Consider the following 12,844-nt stretch of genomic DNA (forward strand, 5'->3'; position numbering starts at 1 on the left):
AGAGCTGCTCGACGCTGAGCACGGGCGGCGCGGTCACAGGGTCAGCTCCGAGCGGCGGCGGGGGTTCAGGCGCTCGCGCCAGGCGCCCGCGAGGCCGGCGATGGCCAGCGTCGGAACGATCAGGAGGAGGCCGGGGAAGAGGGTGGGCCACCAGTCGCCGGCGAGCAGCGAGCCGCGGGCGCTCTGCACGAGGTTGCCCAGGCTCGCCTGGTGGGCGGGGAGGCCCAGGCCGAGGAACGACAGGGCGGACTCGTGCCACATCGCGTGCGGGATCATCAGCACCGCGGCCAGGCCCGCCTGGGGCAGGACGCCCGGCACCAGGTGGCGTACGGCGACCCGCCACCGCGAGGCGCCGCCGGAGACGGCCGCGTCCACGTAGGGGCGGCCGCGCAGGGACAGGACCTCCGCGCGGACGACGCGGGCCGTGGACAACCAGTGCGTCACGGCCACGGAGACCACCACCGGCCACACGCCCGGCCGGAACAGCGCCACGATGAAGATGCCGAGGAGCAGGTGCGGGATCGACGACAGGGTGTCCACGGCCCGCATCACCACCCGGTCCGTCCAGCCGCCCAGCGCGCCCGCGGCCGCGCCCACCGCCGTACCGATCACGGTGGCGACGAGGGCGGCGACCAGGCCGACGAGGAGGGAGACCCGCAGCCCGTAGACGCACCGCAGCAGCAGGTCGCGTCCGACGTCGTCCGTGCCGAAGGGATGCGCCCACGAGGGCGGTCGGAGCCGGGCCGACAGGTCGACCGCCTGCTGGTCCAGCTGCGCCAGCGGCGGAACGATCAGCACCGCCAGCACGATCACCGCCATCACGAGGGCCGACGTGCGCACGCGCAGGGTGCGGGTGGAGCGCCGGGTGCGCCCGGCCGGCCGCCACTTCACCTCAGCCATCGAAGCCCACCCTCGGGTCGGCCAGCCCGTACAGCAGGTCGGACAGCAGGTTTCCGGCCAGCACCGCCGCCGTGGCCAGCACCGTGAGGGCGGCCAGCAGCGGGAAGTCCACCGAGGTGGCCGCCTGTACGGTCGCCGCCGCGATGCCCGGCCAGCTGAAGACGGTCTCCACCAGCAGCGCACCGGTGATCAGCTCGGGTACCCGGGAGCCGATCAGCGTCAGCATCGGCAGCATGCCGGAGCGGAGCCCGTGCCCGAGCAGGACGCTCCGCTCCGCGAGACCGCGCGCGCGGGCCCCGCGTACGGGGTCCTCCGCCAGCGCGTCGGCCACGCCCTGGCGGACGTACAGGAAGAACCACGGCAGTTGGGAGACGCCCAGCACCAGCGCGGGCAGGACCAGGTGCGAGGCGACCTGCCCGAAGGTGACCGTGTCGCTGCCGGCGTCGGTCAGCCCGCCCGAGGGCAGCGCCCCGAGCCGGACCGAGAAGAACCAGATGGCCAGCAGGCCGAGCCAGAAGGCCGGGGCGGCCTCCAGGGTGTACGCGAGCGAGGACACGAGCCGGTCCAGCGGGCCGCCCGGCCGGCGGGCGGCCAGCACCCCGAGCACCGTGCCCGCCAGCACCGCCACGGCGAACGCGCACGCGGCCAGCAGCGCCGACCAGCCCACCCGCTCCCCGATGACGTCGGCGACGGGCTGGCGCATGACGGAGGAGGTGCCGAGGTCGCCGGTGACCGCCGAGCCGAGCCAGTCCCACCAGCGCGGGACCAGCGCCTGGTCGGCGCCGAGGTTGGCGCGGAGCTGGTCGAGTCCGGCCTGCGAGGCGGTGAGGCCCGCGGTGCCGGCGTAGGCCTTCACGGGGTCGAAGGGGGAGAGCGCGGCGATGGCGAAGACACCGAAGGTGACGGCGAGCAGGACCGGGGCGGCGAGGAGGGCCCGCCGCCCCACCATGCGCGCCATCGGCCCCCAGGGGAGGGTCACTTGGCCTTCGGCTTCCAGCTCTCGACGTTCCACCAGGGGCCGGAGCCGAGGCCGTGGTCGTGCGGCTCGACCTGGGTGGTGAGCCCCTCCCAGCGGTCGTTCACGACGTACAGGTGGTCGATGTGGGTGAGGAAGACGTAGCCGGGGTTCTTCACGAGCTCGCGCTGCACGGTGTCGTACGCGGCCTTGCGCACGGCCGGGTCGCCGCTCCTGCGCGCCTCGTCGAGGGCGCGGTCGACGCTCTGGTTGTCGTACCGGGCCATGTTGTTGAAGCTGTCGCCGCCGAGGGAGGAGGTGAGGAGGAGGTACTGGTCGAAGTCGGGGTCGGCCGGGGAGCCGCCGCCGGCGAGGACGGCGTCGGTCTTCATCCGCGGCTCGATGACCTCCCAGGTCCCGCCCTGCGTCCTGACGTCGATGCCGGCCTTCTTCGCGTCGGAGGCGAAGGCGAGCGCGTGGTCCTGGCGGATCTTGTCGCCGGAGGTGTACCAGAGCGGGAAGGAGGCGCGGACCCCGTCCTTGACGCGGATGCCGTCCCCGCCCGCCTTCCAGCCGGCGTCGTCGAGGATCTTCTTCGCCCGGTCGAGGTCGTGACGGCGCTCGGTCCCGGCCGTGAACCACGGGCTGTCGGTGGGCACCGGGCCGAAGGCGGGCTTGCCCGCGCCCTCCAGGAGCTTGTCGACCATGGCCGTGCGGTCCACGGCGATGTCCAGCGCCTGCCGGACCACCAGGTCGCCGGTGACCGGGTGGTGCGTCGGGAGGGTCACGTTGCGGTAGTCGAAGGTCTTGGCCGCGTACATCCCCCAGCTACCGCTGGGAGGTGCCCCCAGGCGCGCGGCGTCCTTCTCGAAGCCCTTGGCGAGGTTCGGCGGGAGGATCGCCCCGTCCAGCTCGCCGGAGCGCAGCCGGGTGGCGCGTACGTCGTCGTCCTTGACGACGGCCATGGTGAACCTCTTCACCGCGGGCTCGCCGCCCCAGTAGCCGGGGTTGGCCTTGAAGCTGAGCTTCTCGCCCCTGGACCAGCCTGCGAGTACGTACGGGCCGGTGCCGACGGGCCTGGTGGTGAAGTCACCGCTGTTGACGTCCTGGCGGGCCGCGATGTGCTCGGGGGCGATGGACAGCACGGTCCGCTCGGCGAAGGGGGCGTAGGGGTACTTCAGGGTGAAGACGACGGTGTCCTCGCCGCGCGCCTCGACGCCCTCGATCGCGTCCAGCTCGGTCTTGGAGGCGTTGTTCGTCTTCGCGTCGAGGATCGTCCGGTACGTGAAGACGACGTCCTTGGCGGAGAAGGGCGCTCCGTCGCTGAACTTCACGCCCGTGCGCAGCTTGTAGGTGTACGTGCGCCCGTCGGCGGAGACCTCCGGCAGGGCCTCGTTCAGGGCCGGCTTCAGCTGCATGTCCGCGTCGTGCGTGAGCAGCCCGTCGAAGATCTTCGAGTTGCCGTCCTTGCCGTAGCCCAGCAGCGGGCTGAGGCTTTCGGGCTCGGTCGCTACGCCCACCACCACCGCGTCGGCGGCCGCGCCGGTGGCGCCGGGGCCGGAACAGGCCGCCACGCACGTGATGAGTGCGGCGGCCAGCGTCGCGCCGGCCACTCCCCGTACTGTCCGGGCCGTCATGCTCTGCACATCCCTGTTCAAAATCATCTGTTATTGCAAAGAGCTGGCAATAATGCCAGACAGGATCGGAAGAAGACGAACCGGGGCACATCGCCGGCGACCGGCTGCAGGGGTCTTGCCGGGCTCCCGCCCTCCGTGCCATATATGTCTAGACCTTTACGGAGCGGAGGAAGGCACCCCGTGCGACGCAGCACCGCCCCCACGCTCGCCCTCTGCCTGGCCCTCGGCGGCCTCACCGGTCTCACGGGCCTGACCGCCTGCACCGCGCCCGACACCCGGCCTCCGCCCGCCCCGGCCGGACTGACCGCGCAGGCCGGCAGCGCCACCACCGTGCACGTGATGTGGGACGCGGCGGCGGACCGGGACGGGGTGAGCGGCTACCGGGTCTTCGAGGGCGACCGGCTGGTCCGCGAACTCCCGGCCGAGAAGACGATGGTGGACGTCACCGGCCTCGCCCCGCAGACCGGTTACGCCTTCACGGTCCGGGCCGAGGACGCCGCCGGGAACCTCTCCGAGCCCGCCCCGGCCGCCCGCGCGACCACCCCGGCGGCCAAGGCCGAGGACCGCGCCGCGCCCACCGCCCCGGCCGCCACCACCGGCCGCGCGACCGGCCCCCGGGCCGCCTGGGTGTCCTGGACGCCGGCGACGGACGACACGGGCGTGACGGCGTACGACGTCTACCAGGGCGGCGTCCGGATCCACACCGCCGGCCCCGGCGAGAGCGGCACCGCGCTGAGCGGCCTCCAGCCGGACACCGTCTACACCTTCACCGTCCGGGCCCGGGACGGGGCGGACAACTCCTCCCCCGACGGACCGGCCGTGGACGTGACGACCCCGCCCGCCTCCGGCGACGGGCCCGCCACCGCCCCCGCCGCGTTCATCGCGACCGCCTCACCCGGGGCGGTCACGCTCGCCTGGACCGCCCCGGACACCGGCCGCGAGACCACCGAGTACGAGCTGTACGTCAACGGACGCGCCACCACCGTCATCCAGTTCGGCGCGGGCGCCGTACCCAGCGGCCGGGTGGAGCACCGGCTCACGGTGGCGGAGCCCACCGGCACCGAATGGGCCGTAAAACTGCGGGCCAGGCTGCCCGACGGCAACTGGGGCGCCTTCTCCGCGGAACGGCGGATCACCCTGGTGGCGTGAAATTAAGGCACCGATCCGGCCCGAACGGCACGGTCGGATAAGAAGCTCACGCACAATACATCCGTGTTCGGTGAGTACTCGGTCAATGACAATCAGGCAGAATCCGCGGACGACGACCCCCCACCGGGTTCCCGCACGCCGGGGAACCTGCCTCCGGAACCGGCGAGCTTCGTCGGCCGGGAACGCGAACTCCGCCTCCTCGGCGACCTGTTGCGCGAGCGGCGGCTGATCACCCTTACCGGGGTGGGCGGGGTCGGCAAGTCCCGGCTCGCCCTGCGGGCCGTCGCCGATCGCCGCCAGTCCCGGCCCGACGGCGTCTGGTGGGTGGAGCTGTCGCCGCTGCGCGATCCCGGCCTGCTCACCGCGACCGTCGCGCACGCCGTCGGCCTCGCCGACCACTCCCCGCGCCCGCTCGACGAGGAGTTGTGCGCGTGGATGGCCGACCGACGGCTCCTCCTGGTCCTCGACACCTGCGAGCACCTGGTGGCCGCCTGCCGCCACCTCGTCGGCGAACTCCTGCAGTCCGCACCGGGGCTGACGGTCCTGATCACCTCCCGGGAGCCGCTCGGCTCCCCCACCGAGGAGGTCGTCGAGGTCCGGCCACTGCCCTGCGAGGGACCCGACAGCGACGCCCTCGCCCTCTTCCGGGCCCGCGCCCTCGCCGCGACCCCGCAGGCGGCGGCCGTCTTCACCGACCCCGTACGGACCGCGCTCGCGGCCGAGGTGTGCCGGCGCCTGGACGGCATCCCGCTCGCCCTGGAACTCGCGGGCGCCCGGCTGCGGTTGTGGACGCTGGAGCAGACGGCCGAGCGGATCGGCGAACGCTTCGAGATGCTGTCCGGCGCCCGCGCCGCCCTGCCGACCCGGCACCAGACGATGCGGACCACGATCGGCTGGAGCCACGAACTGTGCGAACCGCTGGAGCGGTTGCTGTGGGCCCGGCTCTCGGTCTTCACCGGGGACTTCGACGTGGCCGCGGCCCGCGCGGTCTGCGCGGGAGGCCCGCTGCCCGCCGCGCGGGTCGAGCGGGTCCTCGCGGGGCTGGCCGCCAAGTCGGTGGTCCTGCGCACCGACGAGCGGGGCGCCGGCGCCCGCTACCGGATGCTCGACACGATCCGCGAGTACGGGCAGGACTGGCTGGGCGAGCTCGGCGAGGCGCGGCTCGTGAGCGACCGGCACGCCCACTGGTACGCGGCGCTCTGCCAGGCCGCCGACCGGGGCTGGCTGGGCCCGGGGCAGGTGGACTGGTACCGCAGGATCACCGCCGAGCACGCGCAGCTGCGCACGGCCCTGGAACACCTGCTCACCGCCGACCCGACGGCGGCCCTGGAGATGACCGGGGCGCTGTGGTTCCACTGGTTCGCCTGCGGGCACCTGCACGAGGGCCGCGGCTTCCTGGAACGGGCCCTGCGGGCCGCTCCGCCCACGGGGGCCGCGTACAACCAGGCCCAGTGGGCCCTCGGGCTCACGCTGCTGCTCCAGGGCGACATGGACACGGCCGGGCGGATCGCCGAGGAGTGCACGCGGGACGCGGCCCGGCTCGCGGACCCCGAACGGGAGCTGCGCGCGGCCTATCTGCAGGCGGTGGCGGTCCTCATGCCCGGCGACCCCGTAGGGGCGCTGGGGCTGGCGGGTCCACGGGCCAGGGCGGGCCACGGCGGGCGGACGAGCGGTCCGGGCTGGCTGCTGTGCAAGCTGGCCACCGGCTACGCCCTGTGCGACCAGGGGCGGTTCGAGGAGGCGACCGATGAGGCACGGGCCCTGCGGGAGGCGTGCGCGGAGCTCGGCGAGCGCTGGCTGCGGGCCTACGCGGACTACATCCTGGCGGTGGCCGCGCTGGGCCTGGGCGACCACGGGGAGGCGGCCCGGCACGTGCGGGCGATGCTCTCCGGCAAACGGCTGCTGGGCGACCGCTTCGGCATCGCACTGGGCCTGGACGTGCTGGCCGCGGCGGTGGCCGGGCTGGGCGACGGGGAACTGGCGGCGCGGCTGCTGGGCACCGGGCACGCCTGGTGGCGCACGGTGGGCCGGCCGCAGATGGGCTCGCCCTCGCTGACGGCCCTGCGGGACCAGGGCGAGCGGCAGGCCCGGGCCGCGATCGGCGACGCCGCGTACGAGACGGCGTTCCTGGGCGGCGCGGCGACGTCCACCGGCTGAGCGGCGGCCGGTGGACGCTGTGCGTACTGGATCGGCTTCGTCGGGGCTCCCGTCAGTACGGGAGGGGTCTGCCCGACGGTGTGCGCAGGTCCAGGTCTCGTGGGGCGGGCTTGGGGACGGGCTTGCGGATCAGCTGCTGGCGCATGCTGCCTCCTCGCTCAGACCAGGGCCGGGCGGCGGGGTTCCACCGTGCGGCTGTCGGGGAGCAGTTCACCGGTGTCGTCGAACATCACGACCCCGTTGCACAGCAGGCTCCAGCCCTGTTCGGGGTGGGAGGCCACGATGCGCGCGGCGTCGTGATGGGCGCTGTCGGCGGATGGGCAGGGGGGCTGGTGGGAGCACATGGCGCACCTCCTCGCAAAGTGGGGCGGGAGGGCCGGTGGTCACCCGGTCGATTCCGCGATCCACGGTGGCTGGTGAGTATTGCCGATCGCCACCCCCGGACGGAACCCATATTCGCCGTCCAGTTCAGGGTGTGTATGCCCGATTACCATGCGCTCATGCCCGGTATCCGGATCGTTCACCGTACGTCCCGCCCGCCCGCCGAGACCTGGCTGCGGCTCACCGACTGGGAGCGCCACGGCGCGCAGGTCCCCTTCACGCGGACGATCATCGACACCGCGTCCCCGACGCACGTCGGAACGGTCTTCACCGCCCGCACGGGTGTGGGCAGGATCACTTTCGACGATCCCATGGAGGTCGTGCTCTGGCAGCCCCCGGTGGACGGCTCGCCGGGGCGCGTCCGGCTGGAGAAGCGCGGCCGGTCCGTGACGGGCTGGGCGGAGATCGAGGTCCGGCCCCTCGCCGCGGGCGGCACGGAGGTCCACTGGCACAAGGAACTGCGCGTGCGCGGCCTCCCCCGCGCCCTGGACCCCGTGGTCGCGGCGGCGGGCCGGCTGCTCTTCGGGCGGGTCCTCGCCCGGCTGCTGCGCCCTTGAGGACACGGGCTAGGGTGCCGTGATCACCGCGCCGGTGATCACCACGCGACCGAGGAGAATCCCCGTGGCCACTCCGCCACCGCCGCAGCAGGGCGCCGGAGGCCCGTACAGCCCGGCGGGCCCCCACGTACCGCAGCAGCCGACCGGGGCCGGCGGCCCCGCGTTCACCGGACCGCAGCAGCCGTACGGTGCGTACGCCGCCCACCCGCAGCCGGGCCGGTACGGCTGCACCCTGTGCGGGGCCTGGCCGGCCGCGCCCGCGACCGTACGCGGCCACCAGGGCCTGATCGTGCTGATGCGGTTCCTGAGCCTGCGCGGTCCGTTCTGCCGCGACTGCGGACTCGCCACCTACCGCCGCATGTCCTCGGACACCCTGTGGCAGGGCTGGTGGGGCCCGCTGTCCTTCTTCATCACGCCGGTGACCCTGCTGATGAACCTCGGCCCGCGGGCGGCCTTCCGCAGGCTCGGGCCCCCGGCGGGCGGCTACCGCCCGCCGCTCGACCCGGGCAGGCCGCTGTGGCGCCGGCCCCCGGCGCTGCTCTTCCTCGCACCGGTCCTGCTCGTCTTCCTGGCCGTCCAGGCGCTGCTCGTGATCGGCCTGGTGGTCGACGGCCCGGAGCGGCTCTCCGTGGGGCAGTGCGTACGCAACGAGGGCAGTTGGACCGACCAGGACCTGGAGGTCGTGTCCTGCGGCTCGTCCCGGGCCCAGTACAAGGTCACCGCGCTGCTGGACACCCCCGGCGCGCACTGCGCCCCGCTGGACTACATCGCCGACCCGAAGTACGGCCCCGACGAGTTCACCAGCGCCTGCCTCACGTCGCTGCGCTGAGCCCCTTGCCGGGGGTGCGGGGGCCGGCCCCGCACCCCCGGCCGAGGCCGGCGGCTAGCGGATCGGCATGCCGGAGATCGTGCGGGCGATCACCAGCCGCTGGATCTCACTGGTGCCCTCGAAGATGGTGTAGATGGCGCTGTCCCGGTGCATGCGCTCCACCGGGTACTCGCGGGTGAAGCCGTTGCCGCCGAGGATCTGGACCGCCTGCGCGGTGACCTTCTTGGCGACCTCGCTCGCGAAGAGCTTCGACATCGAGCCCTCGGCCGAGTCGAACGGCCGGCCCGCGACCGCCATCCAGGAGGCCCGCCACACCAGCAGCCGGGCCGCGTCGATCTGCGTGCGCATGTCGGCGAGCTGGAAGGCCACGCCCTGGTTGTCGATGATCGGGCGGCCGAACTGCGTGCGGGTCTTCGCGTAGTCGAGGGCGACCTCGTACGCGGCGCGCGCGGTGCCCACGGCCATCGCGCCGACCGCCGGCCGGGAGGCCTCGAAGGTGGCCATGGCCGCGTTCTTCACGCGCTCCCCGCCGCCGCTGCGGGCGCGCTCGTGGGCCCGCGCGAGGCGCTCGTCCAGCTTCTCCTTGCCGCCGAGCAGGCAGGAACCGGGGATCCGTACGTCCTCCAACACCACCTCGGCGGTGTGCGAGGCGCGGATGCCGTGCTTCTTGAACTTCTGGCCCTGCGACAGCCCGGGGGTGTTCGGCGGCACGATGAAGGAGGCGTGCCCCTTGGTGCCGAGCTCGGGGTCGACGACGGCCACGACGATGTGGACGTTGGCGATGCCGCCGTTGGTCGCCCAGGTCTTGGTGCCGTTGAGCACCCACTCGTCGTTGGCCTGGTCGTAGACCGCGCGGGTGCGCATCGAGCCCACGTCGGAGCCGGCGTCCGGCTCGGAGGAGCAGAAGGCGGCGACCTTCACGTCGTCGGGGGTGCCGTACATCTGCGGGATCCAGGTGCCGATCTGCTCCTCGGTGCCGTTGGCGACGACGCCGATGGCCGCGAGTCCGGTGCCGACGATGGACAGGGCGATGCCCGCGTCCCCCCAGAACAGCTCTTCCATCGCCATCGGGATGCCGAGGCCCGTCGGGTCGAAGAACTGCTGGGCGTAGAAGTCCAGCGAGTAGATGCCGACCTTCGCGGCCTCCTGGATGACGGGCCAGGGAGTCTCTTCGCGCTCGTCCCATTCGGCGGCCGCGGGGCGCATCACATCGGCGGCGAAGCCGTGGATCCAGTCCCGTACCTGCTTCTGGTCGTCGTTCAGCTCCATGGTGAACTCCGCCATGTCCCCTCCACCTGTCTGTACTCGTCCCTGCGGAGGTTACTAGCGGTAACCACCACGAAGCCACAGTCTGTTACCGGCGAGTAAGGCCTGTCAAGCACGGAAGATTCCGACAGCGGCGGCCGCCGATTCGATCCCCGGGGTGTACCGGGTGTTACGTTGCGTGGGCGTCACGCACATCGCAAGGGCGGGGAGAGAAACACGTCATGGAGACCACTCAGCAGACCGGCGAACCGGGAGCGGCCGAACGCCGCAGGCGGGAACTGCTCGAAGCCGCGGACCGGGTCGTGCTCAGGGACGGCCCCAAGGCCTCCATGAACGCCATCGCGGCCGAGGCCGGCATCACCAAGCCCATCCTGTACCGGCACTTCGGGGACAAGGCGGGCCTCTACCAGGCACTCGCCGTACGGCACACGGACGCGCTGCTCGACTCGCTGCGGGCCGCGCTCGACGCCCCCGCAGAGCGGCGCCGCCGGGTGGAGGCGACCCTCGACACGTACCTCGCCGCCATCGAGGCCCGCCCGCAGGTCTACCGCTTCCTCATGCACCCGGCCGAGGACTCCCACAGCGCGGAGCGCGGCTTCGACGTGGGCCTGCACTCGGCGCCGCTGCTGCGCAGGCTCGGCGAGGAACTGGCCAAGGTGATCGGCGAGCGGGTGGACCTCGGCCCCGGCGGCGAACGCCTGGCCCGGGTCTGGGGCCACGGCATCGTCGGCATGATGCACGCGGCCGGCGACTGGTGGCTCGGCGAACGCCCCTGCGAGCGCGCGGAGCTCGTCGCCGGCCTCACCGACCTCCTCTGGGGCCGCCTCTCCTCCGCCGGCAACCGCGTAGACGGCCCGGGCTTCTAGCTGTCAGCCTCGCCAGGCCCCTTTGGGCCTCGGCCGGGCCAATCCAGCCCCTCCGGCGTTTGAGGAGCGGGGTCTGGGGCGGAGCCCCAGGAACCCGGCTCCGCCGGGCACCGGCCTCTGCCCGCCCCTCCCCCAGACTCCGTCCGGGGGGACCCCCCCAAACACCGGCGAGGCTGGGTTTGGCGCAGCCGAAAGGGAGGCGGGGGTGGCGGCTAGCCGGGCGAGGACCAGGGGGCCCTGCGGATGGCGCGCCGCAGGCGACGGGCCCTCAGTCCCGTCACGCGGTCCGCGTACACGGTCCCGTCGAGGTGGTCGCACTCGTGCTGCAGGCAGCGCGCGAAGAACCCCGTACCGACGATCCGCACGGGCGCCCCGCCCGAGGTGACCCCCTCGACGACCGCCCGGTCGAACCGCGGCGTCCCCGCCTCCAGCCCCGGCAGGGACAGGCAGCCCTCGGGCCCGAGGAACTCGTCCCCGTCGGCCTCGACCAGCCTCGGGTTGACGATGTGCCCGACGTGGCGGACGTCCTCGTCGTCGGGGCAGTCGTAGACGAAGACCCGCTGTCCGACGCCAATCTGGTTCGCGGCGAGGCCGACGCCCTCCGCGGCGTACATCGTCGCGAACATGTCCTCGATGAGCCGGTCGAGCTCCGGACCGAATTCGGTGACTTCCGCGCAGGCCGAGTGGAGCACCGGAGTACCCAGCAGGCTCATGGTGCGGACGAGTCCGGTGGTACCGGGAATGGGGCGCTGTCGCATGGCCGTAAGCGTACGACGGGCGACTATATGAGGAGATCCGCGGCGGGGCGGGGGGCGCCGCGGTCAAGGCTGCGGCCTGTACTGGATAGGCTGGGGCCGACCGACGCAAGGAGGACAAGGGACGATGGCAGGCAACACGGAGCCGCTTTCGCCGCGGGCCAAGCTGGCCGTGACGGCGGGCAAGGCCGCGGCGGCGGTGTCGCGGGCCGCGGGACGCGGAAGCGGATCGGTGATCGGTGGCAAGGTCGCACTCAAACTCGACCCCGATCTTCTCGGCGCGCTGGCGCAACACCTCGACGTCGTCCTCGTCTCCGCGACGAACGGCAAGACCACGACGACCCGGCTGATCGCGGAGGCCCTGCGGGCCAGCGGTCCGGTCGTCTCCAACGCCCTCGGCGCCAACATGCCGGCCGGCATCACCTCGGCCCTGGCAGGCGGCTCGGACGCCAAGTACGGCGTCATCGAGGTCGACGAGAAGTACCTGGCCGGAGTGGCCCGGGACGTCACCCCCAAGGTGATCGCCCTGCTCAACCTCTCCCGCGACCAGCTGGACCGCGCCGCCGAGACCCGCATGCTCGCGGAGAAGTGGCGCGAGGGCCTCCAGGGCTCGAAGGCGGTCATCGTCGCGAACTGCGACGACCCGCTGATCGTGTGGTCCGCCTCCTCCTCACAGAACGTGGTGTGGGTCGCGGCCGGCCAGGAGTGGAAGGACGACGCCTGGTCGTGCCCCTCCTGCGGCGGTGTCATGCAGCGCCCGGGCGACGACTGGTTCTGCGGCGAGTGCGGCTTCCGCCGCCCGACGCCGACCTGGGTGCTCTCCGGGGACCACGTGCTGGACCCGCACGGCTCGGCCTGGCCGATCCACCTCCAGCTGCCCGGCCGCGCCAACAAGGCCAACGCCGCCACCTCGGCCGCCGTCGCCGCCGTCTTCGGCGTGCCGCCTCAGGTCGCGCTGGAGCGGATGTACCAGGTGCAGGCCGTCGCCGGCCGCTACGACGTCGTGAGCTTCCAGGGCCGTGAGCTGCGGCTGCTGCTCGCGAAGAACCCGGCGGGCTGGCTCGAAACGTTTTCGCTGATCGACCCGCCGCCGACCCCGGTGATCCTCTCGGTGAACGCGCGCGGCGCCGACGGCACGGACACCTCCTGGCTGTGGGACGTGGACTACCCGCGCCTGGCCGGCCACCCGATCTTCGTGATCGGCGACCGCAAGCTGGACCTCGCGGTCCGCCTCGAGGTCGCGGGCCTGGACTTCCGGGTGTGCGAGACCCTCGACGAGGCCGTGCAGCTCGCGCCGCCCGGCCAGATCGAGCTGATCGCCAACTACACCGCCTTCCAGGACGTCCGCCGCCGCGTCGGCAACTAGGCCCGTCAGAAACGCAGAGGACAAGA

At 73.1% G+C, this 12,844-nt stretch carries 12 protein-coding genes; 6 read left to right on the top strand and 6 right to left on the bottom strand.

The window, feature by feature from the left end; translation table 11 throughout:
• Positions 1-33: 33 nt before the first annotated feature.
• The 3 genes from ACZ4VT_RS21745 to ACZ4VT_RS21755 are packed head-to-tail and all read right to left on the bottom strand — an operon-like array spanning position 34 to position 3,492.
• Positions 34-900 (bottom strand): ABC transporter permease, encoded by an 867-nt coding sequence (locus tag ACZ4VT_RS21745; RefSeq protein WP_467951838.1) that lies wholly within the window; start codon positions 898-900, stop codon positions 34-36.
• Positions 893-1,858 carry an ABC transporter permease gene (locus ACZ4VT_RS21750; RefSeq protein ID WP_467951840.1) on the bottom strand — a complete coding sequence of 322 codons (966 nt, stop codon included), beginning with the start codon at positions 1,856-1,858 and terminating at the stop codon, positions 893-895. The genes ACZ4VT_RS21745 and ACZ4VT_RS21750 overlap by 8 nt, the downstream gene beginning before the upstream one ends.
• A gap of 17 nt (positions 1,859-1,875) precedes the next feature.
• On the bottom strand, positions 1,876-3,492 hold the full coding sequence (locus tag ACZ4VT_RS21755) for an ABC transporter substrate-binding protein (protein ID WP_467951842.1): 1,617 nt from the start codon (positions 3,490-3,492) through the stop codon (positions 1,876-1,878).
• Positions 3,493-3,672: 180 nt separating this feature from the next.
• Between ACZ4VT_RS21755 and ACZ4VT_RS21760 the strand changes: the two genes are divergently transcribed.
• Both ACZ4VT_RS21760 and ACZ4VT_RS21765 read left to right on the top strand, forming a co-directional pair.
• Positions 3,673-4,641 (top strand): fibronectin type III domain-containing protein, encoded by a 969-nt coding sequence (locus tag ACZ4VT_RS21760; RefSeq protein WP_467951843.1) that lies wholly within the window; start codon positions 3,673-3,675, stop codon positions 4,639-4,641.
• A 63-nt stretch (positions 4,642-4,704) separates the two neighbouring features.
• Entirely contained in the window at positions 4,705-6,798 is a 2,094-nt protein-coding gene (locus ACZ4VT_RS21765) for an ATP-binding protein (protein ID WP_467951845.1), read from the top strand.
• 158 nt (positions 6,799-6,956) lie between these two features.
• Here ACZ4VT_RS21765 and ACZ4VT_RS21770 read toward each other — a convergent pair whose 3' ends face one another.
• Positions 6,957-7,142 carry a DUF5999 family protein gene (locus ACZ4VT_RS21770; RefSeq protein WP_467951846.1) on the bottom strand — a complete coding sequence of 62 codons (186 nt, stop codon included), beginning with the start codon at positions 7,140-7,142 and terminating at the stop codon, positions 6,957-6,959.
• 156 nt (positions 7,143-7,298) lie between these two features.
• On the opposite strand from ACZ4VT_RS21770, the gene ACZ4VT_RS21775 reads away from it, so the two are divergent.
• Together ACZ4VT_RS21775 and ACZ4VT_RS21780 are read left to right on the top strand one after the other, a co-directional pair.
• Complete coding sequence (locus tag ACZ4VT_RS21775) at positions 7,299-7,736, top strand: SRPBCC family protein (protein WP_467951848.1); 438 nt, start codon at positions 7,299-7,301, stop codon at positions 7,734-7,736.
• 64 nt (positions 7,737-7,800) lie between these two features.
• A complete protein-coding gene (locus ACZ4VT_RS21780) occupies positions 7,801-8,565 on the top strand; it encodes an LppU/SCO3897 family protein (RefSeq protein WP_467951850.1) in 765 nt (254 codons plus the stop codon).
• A gap of 54 nt (positions 8,566-8,619) precedes the next feature.
• Here the strand turns inward: ACZ4VT_RS21780 and ACZ4VT_RS21785 are convergent, their stop codons facing one another.
• Positions 8,620-9,849: an acyl-CoA dehydrogenase family protein gene (locus ACZ4VT_RS21785; protein WP_467951852.1), complete on the bottom strand. Its 1,230-nt coding sequence runs from the start codon at positions 9,847-9,849 to the stop codon at positions 8,620-8,622.
• 203 nt (positions 9,850-10,052) lie between these two features.
• Between ACZ4VT_RS21785 and ACZ4VT_RS21790 the strand changes: the two genes are divergently transcribed.
• Positions 10,053-10,697, top strand: coding sequence for a TetR/AcrR family transcriptional regulator (locus tag ACZ4VT_RS21790; protein ID WP_467951854.1), 645 nt, complete (start codon positions 10,053-10,055; stop codon positions 10,695-10,697).
• A gap of 212 nt (positions 10,698-10,909) precedes the next feature.
• Here ACZ4VT_RS21790 and def read toward each other — a convergent pair whose 3' ends face one another.
• Positions 10,910-11,455: a peptide deformylase gene (gene def / locus ACZ4VT_RS21795; RefSeq protein WP_467951856.1), complete on the bottom strand. Its 546-nt coding sequence runs from the start codon at positions 11,453-11,455 to the stop codon at positions 10,910-10,912.
• Between the two features lie 124 nt (positions 11,456-11,579).
• Here def and ACZ4VT_RS21800 point away from each other — a divergent pair, with 124 nt between their 5' ends.
• Positions 11,580-12,818 carry a MurT ligase domain-containing protein gene (locus tag ACZ4VT_RS21800; protein WP_361757403.1) on the top strand — a complete coding sequence of 413 codons (1,239 nt, stop codon included), beginning with the start codon at positions 11,580-11,582 and terminating at the stop codon, positions 12,816-12,818.
• Positions 12,819-12,844 lie beyond the last annotated feature (26 nt).

This window comes from Streptomyces sp. NPDC029164, assembly GCF_055563995.1.

What these genes read in the sequence shown, in the direction of transcription:
- ACZ4VT_RS21745 (WP_467951838.1), bottom strand. Translation starts at nt 900, where the DNA reads ATGGCTGAGGTGAAGTGGCGGCCGGCCGGGCGCACCCGGCGCTCCACC.
- ACZ4VT_RS21785 (WP_467951852.1), bottom strand. Translation starts at nt 9,849, where the DNA reads ATGGCGGAGTTCACCATGGAGCTGAACGACGACCAGAAGCAGGTACGG.
- ACZ4VT_RS21790 (WP_467951854.1), top strand. Translation starts at nt 10,053, where the DNA reads ATGGAGACCACTCAGCAGACCGGCGAACCGGGAGCGGCCGAACGCCGC.
- def (WP_467951856.1), bottom strand. Translation starts at nt 11,455, where the DNA reads ATGCGACAGCGCCCCATTCCCGGTACCACCGGACTCGTCCGCACCATG.
- ACZ4VT_RS21775 (WP_467951848.1), top strand. Translation starts at nt 7,299, where the DNA reads ATGCCCGGTATCCGGATCGTTCACCGTACGTCCCGCCCGCCCGCCGAG.
- ACZ4VT_RS21750 (WP_467951840.1), bottom strand. Translation starts at nt 1,858, where the DNA reads ATGGCGCGCATGGTGGGGCGGCGGGCCCTCCTCGCCGCCCCGGTCCTG.
- ACZ4VT_RS21755 (WP_467951842.1), bottom strand. Translation starts at nt 3,492, where the DNA reads ATGACGGCCCGGACAGTACGGGGAGTGGCCGGCGCGACGCTGGCCGCC.
- ACZ4VT_RS21800 (WP_361757403.1), top strand. Translation starts at nt 11,580, where the DNA reads ATGGCAGGCAACACGGAGCCGCTTTCGCCGCGGGCCAAGCTGGCCGTG.
- ACZ4VT_RS21770 (WP_467951846.1), bottom strand. Translation starts at nt 7,142, where the DNA reads ATGTGCTCCCACCAGCCCCCCTGCCCATCCGCCGACAGCGCCCATCAC.